Below are 23,007 nucleotides of genomic sequence, written 5' to 3' on the forward strand. Positions count from 1 at the left end.
GTCCCGGCGACCGTTCAGCCGGCCGGGTAGACGGCGACGATGTCCCGGTCCTCGAATACGCCGCTGCCGCTGCGCGCCACGTACAGGGGCACAACCGCGCCCTCCGGCAGGGTGCGGACGGCGTCCTGGCCGGCCTGTACCCGGACGGGAGCGGATCCCTCGTCGGGCAACGCGCCGTACGCGTCGGCGGCGGTGCCTGGCTCGGGGCGGCCGGGGTGGACACCGTAGACAACGCCGCTGTCGGTGACGGCTCCTACCGTGACGCCCTGCTGCGCACCCTTCCCGGTCAGGCACTGCCCGGTCTTGGAAGCGAGGTTGAACACCACCTGGCCCGCGGCCAGGAACCGGCCGTTGGGGGAGAGGTGTGTGGTCGGCTGGGCGCCTCCCGGCAGCAGCCGCTGGCTGCTCGTGCTCGTGCACGTGACCTGGGCGAGGACGCGGCCCGTGGTCAGGTCATGCACGGCGAAGAGCGTCGGGGAGTTCTTGGCGACGGTCGGTTCCTCCGCCTCCGACGTACGGGGCTGCCACGCGGCCACAAGGTGGGAATCGGTGACTGCCAGCGGCACTGCGGCCTCGTAGCCTGCGGGCGCCGTGGTCGGCGACTGCCACCGGGAGCCGACCGAGAACCCGAGCGTGCAGGCCGCTCCAGATCCCTGAGCGAACCGGTCGCAACCGGTGACCTGCCGATACACCGTGACCATGCCCGCGGATGTGGTGAATGCCGGTGCGGACTGCGCCTCGCACGCGTCGGTGCAATCCGATATCTGCCCGCTCTGGGGGCGGACGGTGCTCACCTTGCTGCCGGTCACTTCGGTGGCACTGGCGAAGGTCCCCGCCCCCAGACCGCTTGTTCCGTGGCCGATGACGACGCCGCCCGGCGTCGCGGCGAACGCAACGCCGGTGTCGTCGGGGGTGGGCACAGCCCGTTGGTAGACGGGCTTGGCGGTGCCGTGTGCGTCCGCCGGAAGCACGTCGACCACCGACTTCTCGGCACCCGCCTGCGCCCCGGCGCGTACCAGCACGATCCGCTCGCGTTCGCCGGCGTGCTGCACGAAGACCGCGGCACGCGCCTTGGCCACCGCAGCGGTGGGCGCGTACGACCACTCGGTCTTGCCGTCACTGAGCCGTCGGGCCGTGACCTTGGAACCGTCCGCCCGGGCGGTGACGACGAGGCCAGTGCGATCGGCCACCGCGACCAGCGGAAGTTCGGCCGGGCCAGTGGTGCGATCGGGGGTGGCGACGTCCGTCGTCGTACTCCAGCCGGATGTGGTGGCAAAGCCCTCAGGAGCAGCCAGGCGGACCGGCCGGGACTCGGACGGGGCGGAGTCCGCGTCATCGCCTCCGCCCCCGCTGCATCCCGCCGCGAGAACGGCTGTGAGACCGAACGCGGCCCACGAACGTGGGCGATATCGGGAACGCACCAGCGAAAGCTCGGCGGGCGACGGTGCAGGCATCGGCATCCTCCTGGCGACGGCGGCGAGGCGCCCCCATCCAACCAGACGCGTCCATGCCACAAGACGCCGACACCGAACGGCACTTGACCATGCCCAGCCCTGAACAGTCGGACCCGCCGCAGACTCCAGGCTGGTGGCTGCACGGAAACCGGCCCGGATTCGGCCGCCGCCCGGCACCCGAGCCGACCGCGAGACCAACCCCGCAGACCGACGAAGACGAGACCGAACAACGCCGACGAGACCAGCTCCAACGTTTCCACCAGATGCTCATCGAGATCCTCCTCCGCGCCCGCCGCCAGACACGGCCCCGTCCCGTCGCGCCCCCTCGCCGGCGCCCCGACCTACTGAATGGCCGCCACGCGCAAGCACAGATCGAACTTGTCCACCATCGGCCGGGCGCCCCCCGTCGCCGACCTCGCACCCAGGAGTAACGGTGATGAGCAACCGCGTCCGGGCCCGGCACCGCAACATTCCGCAGGACACGCTGCCGCTGGCCTGGCCGCAGCCGGAGCAGCCCACGACACGACGATGCCGCTCGTGCGGCACCCGCCGCCCCTCGCCGCCCAACCTGTACTGCGCTCGGTGTGAGCAGCACAAGAAGGCCGCCGCCGAAGTACGAGGCCAGGCCGAGCGGGCGCAACAGCTACTGAACGACGTTTTGCGCCGGTTCCACCTCAAGGCCCGGGCAACCGCCGTCAACCTCGCCCCGCTCCCCGCCGTCAGCCGTCCCAGAACCGCACCCCATCCCGATCGCACACCAGCGGGCGCTCCGCGCCGCGCCTGAACGGCGACACGTCACCCTGCCGCCCATACAACGAACAGGACATACGACCGATGCCTCACATGACCCGAACAGCGGCCATCAGCCTCCCCATCGTCCTCGCCCTCACGCTCGCGGCGTGCGGCTCCGACGACGACAGCACGGCGACGAAGACGCTCACCTCGCGCTCCGCCGCCCCGGCGAAGCCCAGCCCCAAGCCGTCACCGACATCAAGCACCAATGCGGACGGCACAGCAGCGCCCGGAACCAAGGCGAAACTGGGACAACCGACCTTGCTCACGTACACGAGCGGCGACCACAAGGGCACTCTGCAGGTGACGGTCACCCGCATCGAGAAAGGCAGCCGAGCGGACCTGAAGAAGCTGTCCGGCCTGAGCGGTGACGCCCTGGAGGCCACGCCGTACTACGTACACGCCGTCATCAAGAACGCCGGCACGACGGACCTGTCCCACTCCTTCCTCGAGCCGCCGACCGGACTGCTCAAGGACGGCACAGCAGCCCGCGAGCTTCTGGTGATCGGCACCTTCGACAAGTGCGACAGCTACCCGAAAACCACGAAGTTCGGGCCCGGCGCCTCGTACGAGACATGCAAACCGGTCCTTGCCGACCCCGGGGCCACCGTGACCGGTGCCGCATGGTCCGGCTCTGGCTACCCGGACTTCCCAGCGTCCGCCGGAGTCACCTGGACCCGCTGACACTCGGCACTCAACGGCGCGAGCTGCGTCGCGATGCAGACCGGCGCCGGACGTGCTGGGGTGCGAGGTCGGTGAACCCGGGAGCCAGCTCGGTTAAATCGGAGAGCGGCTCACCGACGCGACGGCCGAACACCCGCAGACCGGGCACGGCGTCGCGCAATTTCTCTTCGCCCTCCGCGGTGACACGGACCGCCGGACGACTGCTGGCCGGGTCCCGGACGGACACCAACAGGTTCGTCGAACTCGGAGGCTCAGCCACCGGGGAGCAAGTACACGCGGCTGGACCGGATCGCTGGGATTGCGGCAGGGGCACTTGGCGCGGCGGGGCGTTCAGTGATACTCCCCAGGTGATCCAGGCGCTGCTGGGGCGGGTGCGAAGCCTCCGACTCCCAAGGTCACAGCTAACCCGCTGCATTCTTAACGCCAGCCCAGCTACCGCTTGACCCGGCCTCGAACCGCTAGGAGAGCCAGAGCCAGCAGCGCCGGCTCCACCACTCGTGAGGTCATCTCGACATAGGTGCCGGGAAGGGTCAGGTCCTGCCCGGCAGAGCGAAACACCACGGAGTTGATCGTGGTCAAGCTGGCCTGCTTCGCTCGCTCCCAGGTGAATCGGTCACGCTGCGGCCCCGGTGTCGCTCCGCCGGGCCCGGAGGCTTCCGTGGTCACGTCGACGCCCTGGCCGGCGGTCACCGCACCCTTGGTCCGCAGACCTCGGGACTCAACGGGAAGTCCGACCCACATCAGCAATACCACGGTCAATACCATGGAGAAGAGGAGTGCGAGAAAGGCTCGTGATGCTCGCAGTCCGTAGCCGGAGACGGCCCAGTAAAGCGTCAGAAGGGCGCGTTCGGCCCACGTGCGACGCCTGTCGTGGCGGCGCATTTCTATTTCGCCGTAGTAGAAATCCGCTGCGTCCGGTTCGTTCTTCGCATCCTCGAAACTTTTGCGAAGTTGCCGATAAGTGGAGGCCGATACATCGGAGTCGCCCGGCCGTAAAAGTGGATTGTTGAGATCTTGTTCTGGTGGAGGCCTCCAGCCACGCCAGCGCTGTTCCTCGGCTAGGACCTTCCTTCGGGTCCAACGCCATGAGAGTGGGGTTTCAGCGAACTTGCATGCTTCCATCCGTAATTGGTCCAAGTGGAATGCTCCGCTGAACTCGCATTCGGACAAGTCGACATCTGTGAGTAGCAGATGTGCAGCGTCAACCCATCGGATCGAGGTGAGGCGAGCAGTCGAAGGGATGCCCGGAGGGCAGGCATCAGCCACGGCCTGCTCGTCGACCGGCTCGTCCACATGGAATGCGTAAGGCTGCGTTTGAACAGCTGTAGACGAGGACAATTTTGCGCCAGTCAAATCCAGGGCGGCATAGCGCAGGCGAAGCGTCACGGTCGAGTCCCATCGAGTTGCGAAGCAATCTACCTCGGACCCCACAATCATGATCTCTACTGGCCCCTCGAACACTGCCCAAGAGAATGAAACGGCGTCGGTGCACACAAGCGGACCTAGGGCTCTGACCCGCTCGCCAAATGTGGCCTGGTGGAAAGAGGCGTGACCGTCGAACGTGGCCCCAAAAAAGTACAGATCACTGAAGACAGCCTCACCGAAAGATCCCGCGCCCTCAAAGTGTGCGTGATTGAAATCCGCTACGCCGTCGAATTGCGCTCTATAGAAGCTCCAATATTCGTCACCGGCACTCGTGAATGTGGCCCTCTCAAAAAAAGCATCCCCGAACCTGGGACGCTTCTTTTGTAGGTCGAGCACGGAATAGAGAAGACTCCTTAGGAGAAAGGGGTTGAGCGTTGTGCCGCGGAGGTCAACGTTGGAGCCCGGACTAAGGCTAGCCAGGTAACGGCGACGCCTTCGCGATGAGAGGTGTGTCAGGCACTTGGTGTAGCCGGAGACACGGATGCCGGTGCAGCCAACCGGATCCGCAGTCTGGTCTGCACCCTCGCCGCAATGTGGCCAGGAGGGGGGCGAATGGTCCGTCACAGATCCCTATTAATCACTCGGGAGATCCTCGTGGGCCGCTCACACACCGAGCATTCGAGTGGTCCAGCGGTTGTCCGGGTGCCGGCGCTGAAACGAGTCGAAGGGTTCCAGGCGACGGTCGTCTTCAACGCCACCTTCGTGACGGCCGCCGCCTGCTTCAGACGTCGGTCCGCGTTCCCCTGAGTACGTCCACGGTGATGTCACCGTTGATCACTCCGGCGATGATCGTCTCGTAGATCGTCACCAGCCTGCGCAGTTCATGGTTCTCCTGGGCGCGGGTGTCGTCCTTGTTCGCGGATGCGGCAAACTCGGCGTCCATCGCAGCCAGCTGCTGCGACAACGGGTCGCTCTCGCGTTTCGCGCGCAGCCGCTCCAGACGGGCAAGCTGGTCGTTGTTCAATGCGAACTCGGGGTGGTTCTCCATTGGGTCCTCCTCTAGCGTCGCGGGCGGCCTGGGCCGCCGGGGCGCGGTGGGCGGTGACGGTGTTGCGGGTCGTTGGCCGACGGGTGTGCCCGGCCGGCGGAGCGGCTGCCTGCCGTCGCGGCGGGACCGCTCGCGTCCGCCGGGGGAGCGGATCGCTGCTCGCGCAGGCGGGCAAGTCGCCGCTCGACGTGGGCGCCCTGCAGCTCCTCCAGAGCGCTCTGCGCCGCCGTCCACTGGGCCCGCGCCTCGGTGGCATCGGGGGCATCACCCAGCGGCTCGGTGGTCTCGATGTGCTGCGTCCAGCGGTAGGCGGCGACCGCTGCGATGACGGCCTTCCACTGCTCCTGCAAACCGCTGTCCTCAGGGTCGGGCGGCGGCAGGTGATCGACCCACGGGGCCGCCGACGCTTCGCCCTCCAGCACGCGGCGGAGCGCCTCGTCGGCGAACACTTCGGCCCTGGCGAACATCTCGCCGTCGAGTGCCGGCAGCGCGCTGGTCAGCGCGGCGACGGCGAGGTGCGCCTGCTGAAGCGCGATTCGCAGGCGCCGCGCACTCTGGTTGGCGGAGTCGGTGGAAGACAGGCTCCCCGTGGTCGAGGGCGGGATTCCCGGAGGAGTGTCCCCTCCGTGCGCTGCCATCGCCGCGCGCCGCTGCAGCAGGTCGATCCGGTGCCGAAGCGAGCGCCACGCGTCTGCCTCTCGCCGGGGCCGTGGACACGCACCGATACCCGGCACGGATGCGGGAACCGCATGCCGCTGGCGCCAAGCCGCCACCAGCGCCGCGGTGCGCTCCCACACCGGCCGGAGCCGGGCTCCGGCCGGCGGGGGAGAGCCGAGCGGCGTGCTCCAGGGCGGAGGCGCGGCCGCCAGCGCGAGCCCGTGCGCGCGCAGCTGATCCTCGAGAACCCGACGTCGTTCCGCGAGGTGCTCTCGCCACCCGCGCGGGGTGTCACTTGCCGACACGAGCGGCGCGGGCGCAAGCCAGTCAGGCAGCGGCGCGAGGTCGTTCCACGCCCGGGCAGGACCGTGCGGCAGCAGCGCGCGGCGGTGCTGCTCCGCCCGGATCCGTGCCGCCGCCGCCTCGGCCCGCCGCAGTCGGGTACGAGCCGCGCTCCGGCGTGCGGGACCTTGCGCGGCCCTCATGCGGAAGAAGCCTGGGGTCCGTGACACGCCGGGCCGGGGCTCGCGCTGGTAGTCCTCCCGGGCGCGGTCGATCCACCGCATGGCAGACCTCAACTGCTGCTCGGCGAGAATCTCCTTGAGTGCCTCGGCGGCCGTGAACCGCTCCTGGGGAGCGCAACGGCGGTAGTGAAGGCGGGCGGTGGTGACCGCCGCGGCGAGGCGGGAGCGGGACAGCGAACCATGCGGGCGGGCCGGCCAGGCCGGGGCCTCCCGCCCGGCGACCGTGACTGGGCGGGGCAGCGAGGCGGCGGTCGCGTCGGCGCGGCAGACCGCCTCCAGGGCCGCCGAGCGGGACCGCTCGGCCAGCGCCAGCAGTTGCTCCAACTGGATGCTGCTCAGGCGCGCGAGGGAACCCGCCGCGCTGCGGGCGGTGGTCCCGGCCTCGACGATGCCGGAGACAGCCTCCAGCAGTGCCCGCGCCGGGTCGCGTACTTCCTCGGGGGTGCGACGCCGAGGCCACGCGGCGCGCACCAGATCCGGTATGCGCCACCCGGCGTCCTCGGCATCCGTCAGGGCCCTCTCCAGGCGTGGCCATCCTGCGGCACTGAGCACTGTCTCGGCCCGGCCGCCAAGGACGGCCCGGACCAGGAACTGCAGTCGCTGCACGCTCGCGCGTCGGTAGACCTCGGCGTACTCGGCGGCCAACTGTCCCAGCGAAGTGGTGCGCTCCTGGGCGCTGCGGATCTCTTCGTGGGCCGAGACGGACGGGCGCTCGCTGGAGGCGATGGACTGCAGTACGCCGCCGACGTCGGCATCGTGCGGGCACACCACGTACAGTTGATTGGAGGAGCGACCTCGGGTCGCGGCGACGTACGCGGAGCCGCGGCTGGTGCGCTCGGTGAGCAGTCCGTGGCACCGCTCGACGGTGACGCCCTGCGCGCGGTGCACGGTGGTCGCGTACCCGAGTTCCGCTTCGTGGGCGAGGTAGTCGGCGGGCAGGACAACCCGCCCTCCGTGCCCGGTGTGCCGTGCGGCGACGTCCCCGTTGGCGAACCGGTATTCCACCTGCCACAGGTCGCCGTTCTTCACCCAGTCGCGCGCGCCCAGGACCGACAGGCGCCGCTCGTTGCGCCGGGTCACCAGAACGTCGCCCGCGTAGGCGCGCACGCCGCCGCGTACGACGACCTCCTGCTGGTGGTCGAGATGCCCGGCCGCGAGCTGGAAGGCCTGCGCGCGGGCGTTGAGATCGGCGACGGCGCGGGCGTTGTCGGCGACCATCAGGGTGCTGGTCCCGGCCTCGGTGTCGCGCTGCCACGCGGCGAACACGTCGTCGACCATCGCCTCGTAGTCACCGCCGCGCACGCGTCCGGAGTTCAGGTACCAGTCGAAGGCCTCGGCCGGATCTCCTTCACGCAGTTTCAGCGAGGCGCGTGCCTCACCGTCGGTACGGAAGCGGTGGAGCCGCTCGAGTTCTATGACCCCGACCGTCGAGTGCAGCCAGCGCAGGACGCCCCCTGATTCCACGGCCGCCAGCTGAGCGGGGTCCCCGATCAGGCGGACGACCGCGCCGGCCGCTTCCGCCTCGGCGACGACCCGTGCGAGGCGGAGGGTGCCCGCCATGCCCGCCTCGTCCACGACGACCACGTCCCCCGGGCCGAGCATGTACGCCTCCGACGGCTCCTTGTCCTCGGCGGCGGCCCGCGACCGCACGTCCAGCCATCCGTGGATGGTGTGCGCCGTGCAGCCGACGTCGTCGGCGAGCACCTTCGCGGCGCGCGACGACGGGGCCAGCGCGATGAGTCGTCCGCCGCCTTCCACTACCGCGTCCGCTGCGAGCACCAGCGCCGTCGTCTTGCCCGCTCCGGCCGGGCCGACCGCTGCTACGACGAGCCGTTCGGAGCAGGCGAACTCGGCGGCCAGGCGCCGCTGGCCGGAGTCCAGCGGCGGCCCCTGGAAGTGCCGGGCGACCCGGGCGAAGGTATGCCGGGTCACGGCCGGGATGACCGCGGTCTGCGCGGCGTTCACGATGCGCTGCTCGGCTGCGAGGATCGGCTCGGAGGTGTACAGCTCGTGCTCGCGGCGGCGGAAGATGTTCGTTCCGTCGCGGCGCTGCAGGGGCGCGAACGGTGCGTGAAGTTCGGGCGGGTTGATGGCCACGGACTGGCCGGGGGACAGGACGGCGGCGGCTACCCGGTCGGGCAGGTCACCCGCCGGTACCTGGCCTCCGGTGAGCCGGATTGCCAGCCGGCGGGCCTCGGCGATGACATGCCGGTAGCCCCAGACCGCGCGGTGCTCGGAGACGGTCTCGAGGACCTCCTCCGCCAGCTCGGCCACATCCGCCGACTGCAGCGCCGCCGCGGCGTCGTCGGCGGATTCGGCGGCCGCCGCCCGGGCGGTGTCCAGCAGTTCGTCGACCGCCTGCGCACCCCGCAGCTCCACCGCTTCGGTCCGCCACCTCGCCCGCAGTTCTGCCAGTGACCGGGCCTTCTTCTTGGGGGGCCGGGTCCGCAGGGTGGCCTGCTGCGCGAGCCGGATCAAGGTGGGCATGTCGGGCTCGCGGTGGTGCTCCGCGCGGTAGGCGTCGACCAGTTCGAGGGTGCGGTCGCGGATCGCGCGCGAGCGGCGAGATTCCAGCAGCGCCTCTACGTCCGGCACGCCAGCCAGCGTGGTCACCGGCCGACGGCCGGGGGACACTTCGCGCTCTTCCGTCCGCACCCGCAGGCCGCCGCACGCGATCTCGATGGCGCGCTGGTTGTAGAACTCGCTGGCAGCGACGCCCATGGCGTACACCAGTCGCGCGTCCAGACTGAGCCACCGCCCGTCGGCACTCTGAACCTTCGTCGACACAACGACGTGATCATGGAGTGCGGGTTCTCCCAGCCGGTTGTCGAAGTGCCGCCAGCGTGTTGCGATCAGGCCGCTGATCACGTCTTCTTGCGCGATCCCGTTCGTACCCGTACGGGTGGCCAGCGCGTGCTCTTCGATCCAGGCGAGCGTCTCGCGCACCGCCTGGTCGTGCGCCCGGATCACAATCTCGCAGGCTTCCTCGTCGCCCAGTCCGAAGGCCACCTTGCTCATCCACTCGGGTGCCTCGAAGTTGAACTCCAGGCCAGCCACGGCCTGCTGTCCACCGCCGGTGCGGGCACGGATGAACCGCTCAAGCTCCTTCTCGTCGGCCGGTGCCCGGGCGAAATCCTCCAGGAACACTTCGGCGCCGACCTGGAGGCGGACGGCAGCGCGCTCTTCATCGCTCAACGGCCGGCCGAGCTCGTCCTCCTGCTGCGCGACGGCTTCTCGGATCCGGGCGGTCATCGGGCCGCAGTCCTGGTCGTACCGGTAGAAGCGACGGCCCAGCTTGGCCATCTCCAGAGCGTCACGGGTGCTCGCCCCGGCGGCTATCGCGTCGGCGATGAGGGAGTCCGCGTTGGGATGGAGCCCTTCCCCGAACAAGGCCTTCATCTGGGGCTCGCTGACCGTTCCCTCAAGCCCGAGCGCAGCCGCGCCGGCCCCCATCCACACGCCCTCCGGTACACCCCGCGCCGCCTGGTATTGCTCCAGCGGCACGCCAGGCTGGCGGCGCTCGTCACCGGTTGCGATTTCGCGCAGGTAGTACCGGTAGCCATCCCCAGCCGTGAGCTTGTGGATGGTCATCATGAGATCACCATAGTTTGTGACCTTGTGAATGCAAGAGGTGTGACGCAACGAGATCGACGAGACGGCCGCCAGCTGGGAGGAAGGAAGGAGCAGATGGAGAAGAAGGCAGACGAACGGGGAGCAAGTGACGGCTGGCGAAACGAAGCTGAGGGAGCAACATGCCGAGGGTAGAAAGCCACCGGCATCAAGGGGATCACGATGGGGACAACACGGCGCACCTCGGCGTCCGGACTCGATGCCCGCGAGCGGGCTCGCCAACTGTCGGCGGGGTACGCGAAACGCGAGACCCAGCTGCAGGACCTCGCGACCAGGTTTCTGGAGATCCGGGAGGAGTGCGATCGGCAACTGGCAGGCATCACCGGTGAGATGGAAGCGCTGGGCTGCGGCATCCCGGAGATCGGCGAGCGCGTCGACGAACCGACGCGCGAGATACGCCGCCTGAAGGCGCTCACACCGTCCGGCGGCAAGAAGGCTAGCCGCGCCAAGGGTGACGCGGAGGCGCCGCCCCAGGCTTCCGTTGACCCTGCACGCCCCGGCGGGCAGCCCTCGCTGGAGGGCCGTCCATCGGGTGTGGTGGCCGGGACGTAGGCCGAACTGGGCCCGGGCCGCGCGGTCCAGGAGCAGTGAGCCGGCCGGGCGCCGGGTGGGGCACCGCCACGGCGGGGCAGGGTCACCCCTGGGCGCCCGGCGCAGGGCGGTACCAGCCCGTGGCGCCCGGCGCCGCTGTGGCTGCGGTCGCGGTCGGTGCCTGTTGGGGAACGGTGGGGGTCAGCACCGGCCAGCGCAGTTTCGTGGCCGCGGGATCGTCCACCCGGATGCGTACCCCGCGCTCGGTTATCAGGGACCACTCAGGGCTGCCGTCCTTGGTGGCGAGCACCTCGTACTCCGCGAGCACGAACCCGATGCGGGTGCCGTCCGGGCGCTGCACCTCGTAGGCGCTTCCGATGTACGCGGGCGTGAGTTGTTCGACTGCGATTTCACCGCCGAGATGCTGCACGGCTGGCCCTCCCGTCATCCGGCACAACGTGCTCGTGGACGCGGGACGCTACCGGGGACGGGCCCTTTTCGAGAACGCAGAAATGCCCCACCCAGACCCGATTGCTCACGGTGCCGCAGCACGCGAGAACGCACGGGAGGGTGGGGCATGTCGACCCGGGCAGGGGCGAGGGGCGTCTCAGTTGAAGCCGCGAAATCACCTTCCCCTGACGACCGGTACCACCGAAAGTCAGCCACCGTGGTGGGAGAGCCGAACGGGCTGGCGCGCGTATGTCTCCAGCAACCCCGATCCGGCATCAGCCACGCTATCCATGTCGTTTCCACGGCGTCAGCCACGGCCGGCCGGGAGAGTGCACCGGGGCTCAGGTGGCACCCCGAAGGAACGGAGCGAAGCGAGTACCGCAGGGCTACCCGTACGGTGCCGCGCGTTGCCGGTCTGCGCGCGTGTGAAGGCCACCACCGCCCGGGAGTCCGCGACGGTGAGATGGATTGCGGACATGCCGGTGTCCCCTGTGGGGAGCGCCGGGATGGCGCCCTCCACAGGGGACACTGAGCGGTGGCTAGGGGGCGGCCTGGCTCATGGCGGTCATGCCGCCGATCGTGCGTAGATGCTCCTCGCAGCCTCGCGCGAGTACGCGGATCTGGTCGTCGAGCATCTTGTAGTCGACGCCGTCACCGAGCTTCGGGTGGCGGGCGGCCTCCAGTGCCTGCCGCTGGACGTCGGTGATCGGGTATCCCTTCGCGACGGCGACCTCGATGTGGTCGCACAGCTCCGGCACGTCCATGCCGACGAACGGGTAGCAGGGCCGGTTGAAGGCGTTCAGCTGGGGCGTGGGCGGGATCCCGAACGTGTAGTCCCGACGGAACCGCGCGCACGCCTTCTCCGAGCGGTCCGCGATGCCGGAGAGCTCCGACACGTGCTCGTACGCCGGGACGCCGCAGCGCTCACACGGCCCGGCGTAGTGCTGGTAGTCGCGGCACACATCGAGGTGCTGGGCGCGCGCCCCGTCCTCTGCCTCCCGTAGCGTCCTGAAGGTCTCGGGCTCGTCCCATTCGTAGTAGTGCGGGTTGACGTAGTAGTCCTCCTCGAACTTGCCGTTGTACGACCACTGTCCCTTGGGGGTGTAGACGGTCGTCGTGAGGCGGTGGGGGTCGAGGACGATTCCGTTGTCCGCCCAGACCTGGGCCGTGCAGCCGCATTCCGGGAACGTGCGGACCCACGCGATCGTGACCGTGTCCTCGCCGATGGCGGCCGCTTCGAAGGTGAACGGTTCGGGGTGCCAGATGCGCTTCAACTGGTCCCACGCGTCGGCCGGGGTGATGGAGGCGGCGATGCCGGAGGCGGTCAGAACAAGCGGTATGGCGGGGGCGGTCACGGTGGCTCCTTGTCGATGGCGGGGCGGCGGGTGGTCAGTTGGGGGTGTCGGGTTTGTGATGGGCTATGCCTGCGCGGAGGACGTGCGGGCCCAGTCCGGCGGAGCAGGTGCGGTGTGTGCAGGCGGCGTTGGTGCAGCCGAAGGCGTAGCAGCCGACGGCCAGCACGAGGACGATCACCATCTGGCCTTTCCCGCACTGCGGGCATGAGATCGGAGTGAGGGTGACGGCGGGGTCGGTGATGAACACGGTGGTCTCCGGTGTCGATGGCGGGGCGCCCCGGTCGGGTGCGGCCTTGGGGGCAGGGGATGAGGGACGGCCGGGCCGGGGCGGAGGCTTCCGCCCCGGCGGCGGGAACGAGGTCCGGTCAGAAGGGCGGTTCGTCGTACGGGTAGGCGCGGCGGGTGGCGCACTCGGGGCACTCCGCGTTGTTGTAGGAGTCGCGCAGGAACGCGAGGCTGCCCGTGAGCGGCTTTCCGCAACGGCAGGTGAGGACGGTGTCCTGGCCGTCGATCTGGCGCAGGTTGACGCTGCTGAGGTCGAGAGTTGCGGCACCGAACTCGGCCAGGCCCAGACCGGGGGCGTCGGCGCTCACGGTCACGCCCACGCCGGCGAGCACACGGAGCAGGTCGGCGACCGATGCGGGGTCGCTGGCCGTCACTTCGACCGTGGTGGCCAGCCGTACGTCCACGAGGTACGTGCGACGCCTGTCGCCCGCCGGGTCGCGGAAGCTGCGGCAGGACAGCGGCAACCAGTGCTCGCGCTCGAACATGCCGCACTCGGCGCAGGTCCGGATGTGGAAGTGGCTGGGGGCCGGGGTCGCCCGAAGCACCTCACGGTTGTCGAGGGTGCAGACCAGGCCCCGGTCGTCGGACCGGACGGCGAGCGGCTGGCTCTGCTGTTCCAGCACGGCACGGAGGCGGGCGGCGGACCAGGGGGCGGGCTCGTGGAAGGCGGTGTCGACTCCCCTCACGCGGTACGCGCTGTGCGGCAGGTCCGGGAGCGTGGGCACGGTCGGGCGGGCGTCGTCGGCGGACACATGACCTCCGGTTGGTGGTGGGGATGGAGCGGGCCCGGGGCCACGGCCCCGGGCCCGGACGTGCGGACTGCGTGGTGTCAGTGAGCGGCGGTGAGGACGCGCTCTCGTGCGGCGGTCTCGGTGTGAGCGGCGGACGCCGTGTCGTCGTCGAGCAGTTCGGCCAGTTCCTGCGCGGCGTCGGCGGGGAGGTCGAGTTCCAGCGCGGTGAGGTCCTCGCGGATGGCCACGATGAGGCCGACGGTGTCGGTGAACGAGTCGGCCGGGCCGTAGGTGCGGAGCACCTCATCGTGGGTGATCTTCTTGCTGTAGCTGGTGGGGTAGCAGTCCTCGGCGACGGGGTTGTCGTCGTCGGTGATCTGCCCGCAGAACAAGTCGGACTTGGCGTCGTACCAGACGTGGACGGAGACGGTCTCGGAGACGAGCGCAGCGTGACGCATGGCGAGTTGTCCTCTCGCTGAGGCGGATGGTGTGGGATGCCGTGACGGGGAAGATCCGCACCGCCCGGCAGGAACGAACCTAGGTAAAACAGGTTGTTTGGTCAACCCTCAATTTCAAGAGGGGTGGGTCCGGTTCGAACGAGAGTCAAGGCGTGATCTGCGCCTCGATGACGGACGGGAAGAACTCCCGCACCTCGGTGCCGCGGCACCAGTGAAAGGACGTTTCGTGGTCGCTCTCGCTGTGGCCGCACGGCCGGGAGAGCTGTACTCGGCCGGTGCTGTTGCCTGCTGCGGGACGGGAGATGCGGTCGAACGTCCACTGCTTGCCGTGGAAGTCCTTGACGGTGTTGCCCGGTTCGATGGTCTCGCCGGACTCGCCCCTGAGTGTGGTCATGGTCGCCGACTGCCCTTCTGCTGATGGGTGAGTGTGTGGTCCGGGTCTTCGTCGGGTCGGCGGGTCGATGGGCCCGGTGGCTCTGTGGGGGTGCGGACTGCACGGAATCGGTGCGCCGTGCGGGCGCGTGCTCGCACGGGGCGTACTTGGTGTGCGCGATGGTGACCGCGTTGACGTCCAGGAGCGCGGACTTTCTCGTTCGCCGCGTCCGGGGGAGAGCTGAGGCTCAGCGGAGTCGCTTCGTCGTGGCTGACTGCGTGTCCGTTGGCCGCCCGACGGGGATGAACCTAGAGAAGTGGAGTTGTCGCGTCAACCCGCATTTCGGCTCTGCGGCTCGAAGGGGATCAGCGGCGTAAGGCCGTCGTGGGACAGGGCGTACCAGCACCACTCGAACCCGCCGATTGCGTACCGGCCGTCCGCGCTCGGCTGGACGATCTCGACCGCCTGCTCACGCTTGTCGCCGTCGAGGTACATCCAGCAGACGACCAGCACGACCGCGTACTTCGCGCCCTCCACTGAGCCGTCGTGCCTCACGCGGTCGTCCCCGCCCTCCAGGACGTGCACCGTGTCGATCGAGTCGCATCCGTGGCGGGCGGCGTCAGCCTGGGTGTCGGCCGCGATCCGTCGGACGGTCTCCAGATCGAACCAGGGCTTCACGTACCCGTCCTGCTGGTCGGTGGGGTCCACCTTGGCGGGGTAGCGGTTGACCTCGTTGGCGCACACCATCACGTCGACCATCTCGCCGCACTGGAGGGCGGCCGGGGCCGGTGCAGGCTCATCGAGCGTGAGGGCTGCGGCACGGATGAGGTCGAAGGCGAACGAGGGGCGCCCATCGTGGTCGTCCATTTCGGTGCACAGCGGGCGCCAGACGTCCCGCGTGTCGTCGTTGAGGTACGTCGTCCACTCGCTCATGCCGTGCACGCCGTTCCCGGCGTCGGTCTCGCCGACAGCGTCGCTGAAGGTGCGCGCGTCGCCGGCTGCCGTCCAGTACCGGCCGGTGGGGAACAGCGAGCCGCTCACTCCCTGGACCAGCTCGACCGCGCTGGCGTCGAACGGGGCGTCGGACTCGTGGCCGGTCAGGATGTCGCGCACCGCTGCGGCGGTCACGACGCACATGGCGCGGCCGAGCCGCTCGTGCGCGTTGTGGGCGGCCTCCAGCGCCTCGTGGGCGGCCTCCAGCGCCTCGTGGGCTGCAACGCCCAGGCTGCTGGGGATCCGGTAGGCCGGGCCGGAGGGGGTGTGATCGGTCATGTGGCGTCCTCGCTTCTTCCGGTCGGGTGAGGGGCCGGGGACGGGCCTTGCGGCACCGCCCCCGGCCGGATCGGGCTAGTGGTGGGCGGGCGAGAAGGTGATCCTGTAGAGGTCGGCGGACTCGGTGTCCGGGGCGTGCTCCCACTTGGACTTGGCCAGGTCGCCGGGCGCGGCTGCGTCGAGGGCTTGGCGCAGGGCCTCGTCTGCCGCGCCGAGCGTCTCGGTGTCGAACACGCCGGTGTCATCAGCCGTGTCGATCTCGGTGTCTCCGGCGTACACCGCGCAGATGCGGGCGGCGTCGTGGAGGTCGACCAGAGCCGATGTCGCCTCGGGGGCCAGGGTGCGCAGGATGCGACCGGCCCGCCATGCGGCTGCCTCCAGCGGCGTCGTCGGTTGCCCGGCGCGGGTGAGTCCGCACGCACGGCACTCGGCACTGTGCCAGGCCGTGTCCCACCCGCACGTGCACCACCAACAGGCGAGCGACCAGTGCCAGTCCGGACCGACGGGGTACAGGCCGTGCTCGTTCGGGACGACGACCTTGGCCGCGTCCGCCGGGCCTTCGTCGGCCTCGGTGACCCAGTCGGCGTGCAGGACGAGCGTGCCGCGGTTGCCGGTGGCGTCGGGGTGGGTCTCCAGGACGTGGATGGTCTCGGCGCTGCGCGGGTCGTACTGGGCCGCTGCCTTCTGGGTGTCGGCCGCGAGCTCGCGCACGGCGTCCAAGGGGAAGTAGGGGGTGATGGGATGCCCGCGCCGGGCGTGCTCGACGACGAAGGCGGGGTAGGTTGCCAGGCCGTCGACGCAGACGCGGGTGGCGACCATGCCGTCCGGCACGGCCACCTGCATGTCGCGCAGCTGCCCGCACTGGCACACAGTGACGTGCCACGGGTTCTTCTCCTCGCACGCGCAGTCCCAGGTTTCGATTTCCCAGCACAGGGAGCTTCCGGGCAGGCCGTACAGGCCGTCGGCGGTGGGCTCGGCGATGGCTGTGACCTTCTTCGCGCCTCCGTCCTGGCACCACCACTGCCAGTTGACGGTCAGGACGACGGCGCGCGGTTCACCTTCGGGGCCCGGGTCACCTTCGATGACGTGGACGGTGATCACGGCGTCGCTGCCGCACTCGTCGGCCTGGGCTTGGGTGTCGGTGCTGATCTGCCGGACGGTGTCGAGGGTGAAGAGGGGTTGGGCGAAGCCGTTCCAGTCGGCTGCCAGGTTCACGTGGGCGTCGTACGGGCCGATGACGCCGGGGATCAGGACACGGGTCGCGGTCAGGGTCTGCATCGGGCTCCTTCTGCTGTGTCCGGGCATGAGCGACGGGCGGGACCTGTGAGGTCCCGCCCGTCGGGCTGGATCAGTTGGTGGCGCGGTTCTGCATCACCTGCGCGGGCTGGTCAGGGTGACCGTCAGCCTGCTTCCGGGCCGGGGCTGGCGTATCGCGGTCAGTTCGCCGAGTACGGCATCCAGTGCGTGAGAGGGGTACTTGAGGTCGGACCGCTGGGTGCCGTCGGTGAGTGTCGTGATCACGCCGCTGGTGCGGCTCCACTGACCCTGGCGGGTCGCGGGGAACGACACGCTGGCGATGGCGAGCGGTCGACCGTGGGTCATGGTGCGCACTGCGGTCGTGGCCGCATCCAGCAGCAGCGTCCGGGTCGGCCCCTTGTCGTACGACGGCAGGCCCGTAGCGGCGGCCCGCTTGGCGAAGTCCTCCAGGATGAACCGCACGGTCAGGTGCGAGCGATCCCACTTGGCTCCCTCGTCGGGAGGGGTGAGGGCCGGCTGCGGGCTGCCGGGGTCGCAGTAGCGGGCGGTCCACATCGCGTCGTCCGCGAGTTCGGCGAACTCCGCCTGCTGGTCGGCGTCCTCGGCAGTGAGCGCGGCGGCCTCGGCGTGGATGGCGGTCAGGAACAGCTCGGTGCGCGGACTGAGGGTCTCCACCGTGTTGAGGGGGCAGTCGCACACGGGGGACGGGTCGTTGGTCTCGGCGTCGTCGTTCCAGACCTCGCGGGTCCTGGTGGCGCTGGAGACCAGGCGGTACGCGCCGCAGTCGCAGCGGAAGGCGACGGGCCGTTCGTCGGCATCCTCCGGCATCAGGCCGACCAGGGCGGCGAACTTCTGGTGGTGCGTCGCCAGTTCCGCCGTCGCGGGTTCGTCTTGGAAGACGGCTCCGGTGAGCTGTTCGGTGAGGGTCTCGATCTCGGTCATGCGGTGCTCCGCCTCGTCCCTGATGTGGGGCGGCAGAGTCTGTACGTCGATGCGCAAGCAGGATCGGTGGGCCGTCATGCAGTCCCTTCCTGTCGGCTGGGGTGTTCCGGCGGAGGGAACGCTAGCAATGTCAGGTTGTTCAGACAACCCTAGATTTGGTGAAGGGTCCACGCTCCGAGTTGAGCGCCCATGATGGCTTCGGCGGCCTCGGCGCTCTCGGCCTCGACCAGGCTCTGAAGGCGTCGGGGGCCGAGTGCGCTCCGGTCGGTGTGCGCGTACGGAACCGCACGCTCGACCTCCAGACCTGATGCTGACCGGGCTTCGTTGAGGACGACGATCCAGATGCGGGAGGTGTCCGTACCCGGCGGCAGACTCGGGCATTCGAGGGCCTGATGCAGCGACAGGGTGGTCGGCTCCTGGGAGTGGAACGGGCACGCCTCCTGGCTGAGCTGGTTGACGATCACTCCGCCGCATTCGGTCTTCGGGCAGTCGCAGGTCGGGTCGGCCCGCTCGTGGAAGCCGAGGAGATCCGGCTTGGGCAAGGCGGACGGTCCGGGGGCGATCCGCAGGGTCAGTGTGTCGCCGGTCGCCGGGGGGCGCAGCGCGGCCAAGTCGTAGAGGAAGTGGTGGAGCCGGGGGCTGGGGTAGCTGATGTCGTCGCGTTCGGTGCCGTCGGCGTACCGGGTCACGGCGCGGGAGATCGTGCGCCACTCGATGCGCTTGCCGAACGGGCCGGCCGTGAACTCGACCTCCGTCACGTAGGGCCGGTTCCTGTAGCTGCTGCGCAGGACGGTCAAGGCGGCGTCCAGGAGGAACGCGGCGGGGTCGGCAAGGTCGAACGGCGGGAGTCCGGCAGCGTCGGCCTCCCGCCAGGCCTCACCGAGCAGGAAGACAACCTTCAGGTTCGACCGCTCCCACGGGCCGCCCGGGTAGCAGTAGTGGGCGGTCCAGGCCCATTCGTCTTCCAGCGCCAGCAGGGCGGCGCGCTCGCTGTCGGGGGTCTCAGGGGCGAGTGCGCGGGCGCGGGCGTAAGCCGCGATGGCGAACAGCTCGGTGCGGGGGTTCAGCTGGTACACGGCTGTGGTCATGGCGGGACCTCCGAGGTAGGAGCGGCGGGGGCCGGGGGGCGGCAGAGCGCCGCGCCCCGGCGGATGGGCGGATCGGGTGGAGGGTCAGTCGGTTTCGATCGTGTGCCACTTGCCGTTGATCCAGACTGACCAGGTTCCGGGCGCCCGCTCGCGCAGGGCCTGGGCCATGACCGGGTCGTCGGCGCGCTGCGGCTTCCACTGCAGGGCGACCTCTTGGTAGCCGACTTCGCTCGTGCTGCGGGCCAGCGCCCAGCCACGCCGGTCGGCCTTGGCCACGGCCCGCTCTATTCGGTACTCCTCGGCGAGGCAGTCGAGGACCTCGTCTATGTCGGGCGTGCGGTCCTCGATCCGGCAGCGCTGGGCGAACTCGGCGAATACCGTGTAGGCCCCGGCGCTCGACGGCACGAGCATGGTCGGGCCGCCGGTTCCCCGGTTGACGGCGGTGCCGAGCAGTGTCCGGTTCCTGCGTACCGTGGCGGTGAACGCCGCGTCGCAGTTGTTGAGCACGACCTCTTGATAGTTCGTGACCCTGATCGTTTCGTCGGGCACGGTGAGTTCGGAGTGCACCAGTTTGGTCACGCGTCTCCTTCCGGGCTGTCTACGCCCTCGTCCGGTGCTGACTGCGGGGTTTCGTCCGTGGCGGCACGCCGGGCCTGCCTGGTGTGCCGAAGGTCCGCCTCGATCTGGCCGAAGCTCCGGTTGCCCTGGCGCTTTCGGAGGTGGCGGATGTTGTTGGCGGGGATGCCGACATGGGGCGGCCCGTCGACGGCGAGGAGGTCGGACCGGGTCTGGGAGCTGTATCCCGCCTCGACGATCGACTCCTCGTCGGGGAACACGTCGGCGTGGCGCTCTATGTCCAGGTCGACCATGTGGTCCTGTTTGCCGCCCAGGCTGAAGCACCAGCGGAAGTTGGGCGGAGGGTCCTGTTCCACGTGCTCGCGGAACAGGGAGACTTCCTTGGTGTAGCAGTAGAAGCGGATGCCTGGTGCGCCGCGCATGATCCGAAGCCAGGCGTGCAGGTACTCCGCGCTCAGGAAGTCTCCGCTGTCGTGGATTCGAATCGCGGCGTGCTCGTACCGCTTGTGCCGCAGTTCCTCGGCCATCTCGGCCTCCCATGCGGGGAGGTTGTCCACGACCATCAGCAGGTTCTCGATGTGTCGCGCTCGAACGTTGCGGAACATGTACGTGCCATTGAGCGCGTAGCAGAGTTTGGCGCAGGCGTCCGCCTGTTTGCAGACGCGGATCGCTTTCCTGCCTTCCAAGTGGACGGTGAGTGCGGGAAGAGTCCAGTTGAAGATTTTCGGCGGCTGTTCGCCGTCGATGAGGGGCTCGGCCTCGCTGGCCTTCTTCATGTCGCGGTTCTGTCGGAGCAGCCACTTCCGGCTTGCCATGCATCTCTCCGTGGTGGGAGGGGCGTGGTGAGGGAGGGGGCGCTCGCGTGGTTGACAGCCTGGCGATGGTGGGAGGCATGGTCAGAGCACGGCGCAGCGTAGAAGCGGCTCCGCGGTGCACGCGGAGCCGTGGGGTGGGGGTGCCGGGATGGCCTCGGGGCGCGGGTCGTGCCCCGAGGCGACAGGTCAGATCCAGGCGACGTTGGGCGGGAGCACCTGCAGGGGCTCGGCGGCCCAGACGTGGCAGGTGCGGCACTCGAACACCATGGCGTCCGGGTGCTTGTCCTTGGCGTCGCAGTCGTAGGGGTAAGCACCCTGGCCGACGGGGTCCATGGGGTGGCTGCGGTAGTCGGTGGGACGTCCATCGTCGGTGGTGCCGTGGACCCAGCTCATGAGGCTCCCGTGGAGTGAAGGCCGGGAGCGGGTCGGCGTCCCGGCGGGCATGGGGTCAGAGAGAGCCAGCGTGTTCGCTGCAGCGGGAGACACGTCCGGGCTCTGGCACGGGGTGCTGGCTTAGTTCCAGCACGGGAGCGGGCCGGGGCTGCTGCGCGTAGAGCCGTGACGGCCCTTGGCTGGCGCACGAGAAGCCAATCAAAAACCAGGTTGTCTAGTCAACTCTGTATTTCGTCGAGTCGCAGAGCGGCGAAAGCCGACACGGCCTCGGCCCAGTCCGGCTCTCTGCGGGCTGCCGCGAGCTCCTGTTCGGATACCTCTACCGGAAGCTCCACGTATCCGCTGTCGGCGGTCGTCGACGACCGTCCACCAGCCTGGCGGGTGCGTGAGCTGCGCTCCAGTGCGGCCCGGATAGCGCGGGCGACATGGGGAGGCGGCGTCGGCAGGTGGTTGAGCGGTCCGAGGTCCTCGGGGCGCTCGCCGTTCGCGTTCTGGCGTGCGCGCCGGACGCCGCTTTGACGCTCCGCCGCTGTGCGCCAGCAGTCCAACGCGTTGCGAAGCCGGTGCCGGAGAAAGCCGACGGGGTTGCGGACCGGAGTGGGCGTGTCGTGCAGGAGTACCCACGCAAGGATCTCCTGGGCGCTCCAGCCTGCCGCAATGACCTCCCGGCAGGCGCGGGCTACAGCGGCGGGTGAGGTACCCCGCAGCCAAGGCAACTCACTGATCAACTGCCGGGCGAGCGGCAGGGTATTCGGAGTCAGGGCGCGTCTCCCTTCTGCTGGCGACTCGGTGAGGCCAAGCGCGAAGCGGGCCGGCGGTGGGGGTCAGGACTGCCGAGGAGTCGTGCACGAGCAACGGGCCCGGGGCGTGTGCCCCGGGCCGGCTGTCTGCCAGGAGTCAGCGGTTGTCGTCGGCGGCCGCAGGGGCGCGGCGGTGGTCGTATGGGAAGTCCGTCTGCGGGTCGTTCAGGCGTGCGCGGACGGCCCCGGTGAACAGGTCGAGGGTGTCCTCCTCCTTCGTCCACTCCTTCGATCGCTCGTGGGCGAAGGACAGGGCCTGGTCGATCTCCTTGCGGGTGAACACGTACGGGCGGGGCGCACCGGCCGTGCGGCCGGACGTGTACGCGGGAAGCGGCGTGAAGTGAGGGACGCGCGCCAGATCTGCGGCCGGTCCTTCCGGGTGGCGGTTGCCGCTGGAGATGAGCCGGGCAGTCGTGCCGGTGGCGCGGAAGGTGTCGATCCCCCACGGCCGGTCAAGGGCGACGATCAGTGCACCGTCGTCGTCACGGGCGAACGCGGGCTCAACCTCGAGAGTTTGCACGGTCAGTGCGAGCTGCGCGGCCAAGTCCGCCTTGGCGGCGGCCAGGGTGGAGCCGCGCCCTTCCATCCGGCCCATCCTCACGCGGTACCCGTCGCCACGCTTGGCGGGGCGGTGGACCGTGAGGCCGGGCAGGGGGATGGAAACCGTCTCGGCGACGGGGGAGTGGGAGGTCACAGAGGCACCTTTCTCGATGGGCGTGTGGGAGGCGGAAGCAGGGGCCGGGGCGGGAGAGCCGCGCCCCGGCCGGCTGCGGGTGTGTCAGGCCGTGGGTGTGTAGCGGTGCGACGCGGTGATCTGGTACCGGTTCGTGGGCACGACGGGTGCGAAGCCGTGGGTCTCGGCGAAGGCGTACCCGCAGTAGTTCGACCAGGGGGAACCGGGCCAGTAGACGCGGGCCATGGCGGCGTCGCCGTGGCTCCAGAGCTCCAGCACGACCCCCGTGGCGTAGCTCCCATCAGTGGTCACCGTGTCTCCGACAGCGAAGCCGTACACGGCGCGCTCGCGTTCGATGCGGACGGGGTCGGCGAGCCGCATGGCGGTCTCGGTCGTATGGCCGTTGACCCAGCGTCCGAGCCACCCGACCGTGAACGTGCCGTCTTCAACAGCGGTGACGGTCCCGCGCTGGATGACGGGGCGCGCGACGCCGACCTTGTCGCGGGGGTCATCGTGGATGGGGCTGTAGATGATGCTGCGCTCCACCCGGTCGCCGACGCGGAATCCGGTCGAGCGGTCGGCGTAGGTGTCTGCCGGGATTCGCTCGCGGGGGATGATCAGAACCAGGTCAGTGTGCCGCCATATGGGCGATTCGCCGTCCAGGGCGATCCTGCCGGACGCGGCAACGGGGAGCGCCGGGAAGCACGCCACGCTCTGCATGACCGTGGTGAGGCGGGAGGGGTCAAGTGCTCCTTCGTACTCGCCGAGCACCCAGTCACCGGAGCGTACGTCGGTTGCCGGGACGATGCGCAGCGCGCCCGGGTTGGTACCGGTCGGTGGCTGCTTGAAGAGCT

Annotated in this window: 22 protein-coding genes and 1 pseudogene; 3 read left to right on the top strand and 20 right to left on the bottom strand. The window is 69.7% G+C overall.

Going from position 1 to position 23,007, the window contains the following annotated elements:
• Positions 1-14: 14 nt before the first annotated feature.
• The gene (locus ACWD0J_RS16795) at positions 15-1,190 is read right to left on the bottom strand and encodes a hypothetical protein (RefSeq protein WP_451496555.1); all 1,176 of its coding nucleotides are present in this window, start codon (positions 1,188-1,190) and stop codon (positions 15-17) included.
• A gap of 700 nt (positions 1,191-1,890) precedes the next feature.
• On the opposite strand from ACWD0J_RS16795, the gene ACWD0J_RS16800 reads away from it, so the two are divergent.
• Together ACWD0J_RS16800 and ACWD0J_RS16805 are read left to right on the top strand one after the other, a co-directional pair.
• Positions 1,891-2,238, top strand: coding sequence for a hypothetical protein (locus tag ACWD0J_RS16800; RefSeq protein ID WP_451496556.1), 348 nt, complete (start codon positions 1,891-1,893; stop codon positions 2,236-2,238).
• A gap of 59 nt (positions 2,239-2,297) precedes the next feature.
• Complete coding sequence (locus ACWD0J_RS16805) at positions 2,298-2,930, top strand: hypothetical protein (RefSeq protein ID WP_451496557.1); 633 nt, start codon at positions 2,298-2,300, stop codon at positions 2,928-2,930.
• A 432-nt stretch (positions 2,931-3,362) separates the two neighbouring features.
• Here ACWD0J_RS16805 and ACWD0J_RS16810 read toward each other — a convergent pair whose 3' ends face one another.
• From ACWD0J_RS16810 to mobF, 4 genes and pseudogenes are all read right to left on the bottom strand, one after another.
• Complete coding sequence (locus tag ACWD0J_RS16810; RefSeq protein WP_451496606.1) at positions 3,363-4,316, bottom strand: hypothetical protein; 954 nt, start codon at positions 4,314-4,316, stop codon at positions 3,363-3,365.
• A 201-nt stretch (positions 4,317-4,517) separates the two neighbouring features.
• A pseudogene (locus ACWD0J_RS16815) lies at positions 4,518-4,919 on the bottom strand (pentapeptide repeat-containing protein); the annotation flags it as partial.
• Positions 4,920-5,076: 157 nt separating this feature from the next.
• On the bottom strand, positions 5,077-5,343 hold the full coding sequence (locus tag ACWD0J_RS16820) for a hypothetical protein (RefSeq protein ID WP_451496558.1): 267 nt from the start codon (positions 5,341-5,343) through the stop codon (positions 5,077-5,079).
• A gap of 11 nt (positions 5,344-5,354) precedes the next feature.
• Positions 5,355-10,166: a MobF family relaxase gene (mobF, locus tag ACWD0J_RS16825; RefSeq protein ID WP_451496559.1), complete on the bottom strand. Its 4,812-nt coding sequence runs from the start codon at positions 10,164-10,166 to the stop codon at positions 5,355-5,357.
• Between the two features lie 150 nt (positions 10,167-10,316).
• Here mobF and ACWD0J_RS16830 point away from each other — a divergent pair, with 150 nt between their 5' ends.
• Positions 10,317-10,706: a hypothetical protein gene (locus tag ACWD0J_RS16830; RefSeq protein ID WP_451496560.1), complete on the top strand. Its 390-nt coding sequence runs from the start codon at positions 10,317-10,319 to the stop codon at positions 10,704-10,706.
• An 82-nt stretch (positions 10,707-10,788) separates the two neighbouring features.
• On the opposite strand, the gene ACWD0J_RS16835 is transcribed toward ACWD0J_RS16830, so the two are convergent.
• From ACWD0J_RS16835 to ACWD0J_RS16905, 15 genes are all read right to left on the bottom strand, one after another.
• Positions 10,789-11,133, bottom strand: coding sequence for a hypothetical protein (locus ACWD0J_RS16835; protein ID WP_451496561.1), 345 nt, complete (start codon positions 11,131-11,133; stop codon positions 10,789-10,791).
• A 541-nt stretch (positions 11,134-11,674) separates the two neighbouring features.
• Positions 11,675-12,490 (bottom strand): hypothetical protein, encoded by an 816-nt coding sequence (locus ACWD0J_RS16840; RefSeq protein ID WP_451496562.1) that lies wholly within the window; start codon positions 12,488-12,490, stop codon positions 11,675-11,677.
• A gap of 34 nt (positions 12,491-12,524) precedes the next feature.
• On the bottom strand, positions 12,525-12,737 hold the full coding sequence (locus ACWD0J_RS16845) for a hypothetical protein (protein WP_451496563.1): 213 nt from the start codon (positions 12,735-12,737) through the stop codon (positions 12,525-12,527).
• Positions 12,738-12,855: 118 nt separating this feature from the next.
• The gene (locus ACWD0J_RS16850; RefSeq protein WP_451496564.1) at positions 12,856-13,527 is read right to left on the bottom strand and encodes a hypothetical protein; all 672 of its coding nucleotides are present in this window, start codon (positions 13,525-13,527) and stop codon (positions 12,856-12,858) included.
• Between the two features lie 77 nt (positions 13,528-13,604).
• Positions 13,605-13,964 (bottom strand): hypothetical protein, encoded by a 360-nt coding sequence (locus ACWD0J_RS16855; protein ID WP_451496565.1) that lies wholly within the window; start codon positions 13,962-13,964, stop codon positions 13,605-13,607.
• A 145-nt stretch (positions 13,965-14,109) separates the two neighbouring features.
• Positions 14,110-14,358, bottom strand: a complete 249-nt coding sequence (locus ACWD0J_RS16860; protein WP_451496566.1) for a hypothetical protein — start codon at positions 14,356-14,358, stop codon at positions 14,110-14,112.
• Positions 14,359-14,667: 309 nt separating this feature from the next.
• Positions 14,668-15,609 carry a hypothetical protein gene (locus ACWD0J_RS16865; RefSeq protein WP_451496567.1) on the bottom strand — a complete coding sequence of 314 codons (942 nt, stop codon included), beginning with the start codon at positions 15,607-15,609 and terminating at the stop codon, positions 14,668-14,670.
• Positions 15,610-15,684: 75 nt separating this feature from the next.
• On the bottom strand, positions 15,685-16,887 hold the full coding sequence (locus ACWD0J_RS16870) for a hypothetical protein (RefSeq protein ID WP_451496568.1): 1,203 nt from the start codon (positions 16,885-16,887) through the stop codon (positions 15,685-15,687).
• Between the two features lie 93 nt (positions 16,888-16,980).
• Positions 16,981-17,886, bottom strand: coding sequence for a hypothetical protein (locus ACWD0J_RS16875; RefSeq protein ID WP_451496569.1), 906 nt, complete (start codon positions 17,884-17,886; stop codon positions 16,981-16,983).
• Between the two features lie 71 nt (positions 17,887-17,957).
• A complete protein-coding gene (locus ACWD0J_RS16880; RefSeq protein ID WP_451496570.1) occupies positions 17,958-18,896 on the bottom strand; it encodes a hypothetical protein in 939 nt (312 codons plus the stop codon).
• Between the two features lie 84 nt (positions 18,897-18,980).
• Positions 18,981-19,475: a hypothetical protein gene (locus ACWD0J_RS16885; RefSeq protein WP_451496571.1), complete on the bottom strand. Its 495-nt coding sequence runs from the start codon at positions 19,473-19,475 to the stop codon at positions 18,981-18,983.
• On the bottom strand, positions 19,472-20,287 hold the full coding sequence (locus tag ACWD0J_RS16890; RefSeq protein ID WP_451496572.1) for a GP88 family protein: 816 nt from the start codon (positions 20,285-20,287) through the stop codon (positions 19,472-19,474). Before ACWD0J_RS16890 ends, ACWD0J_RS16885 begins: the two co-directional genes overlap by 4 nt.
• A 186-nt stretch (positions 20,288-20,473) precedes the next feature.
• A complete protein-coding gene (locus ACWD0J_RS16895; protein WP_451496573.1) occupies positions 20,474-20,680 on the bottom strand; it encodes a hypothetical protein in 207 nt (68 codons plus the stop codon).
• An 897-nt stretch (positions 20,681-21,577) separates the two neighbouring features.
• On the bottom strand, positions 21,578-22,174 hold the full coding sequence (locus ACWD0J_RS16900) for a hypothetical protein (RefSeq protein ID WP_451496574.1): 597 nt from the start codon (positions 22,172-22,174) through the stop codon (positions 21,578-21,580).
• 84 nt (positions 22,175-22,258) lie between these two features.
• Positions 22,259-22,924, bottom strand: a complete 666-nt coding sequence (locus ACWD0J_RS16905) for a hypothetical protein (RefSeq protein WP_451496575.1) — start codon at positions 22,922-22,924, stop codon at positions 22,259-22,261.
• Positions 22,925-23,007 lie beyond the last annotated feature (83 nt).

The organism is Streptomyces sp. NPDC003011 (assembly GCF_053591515.1).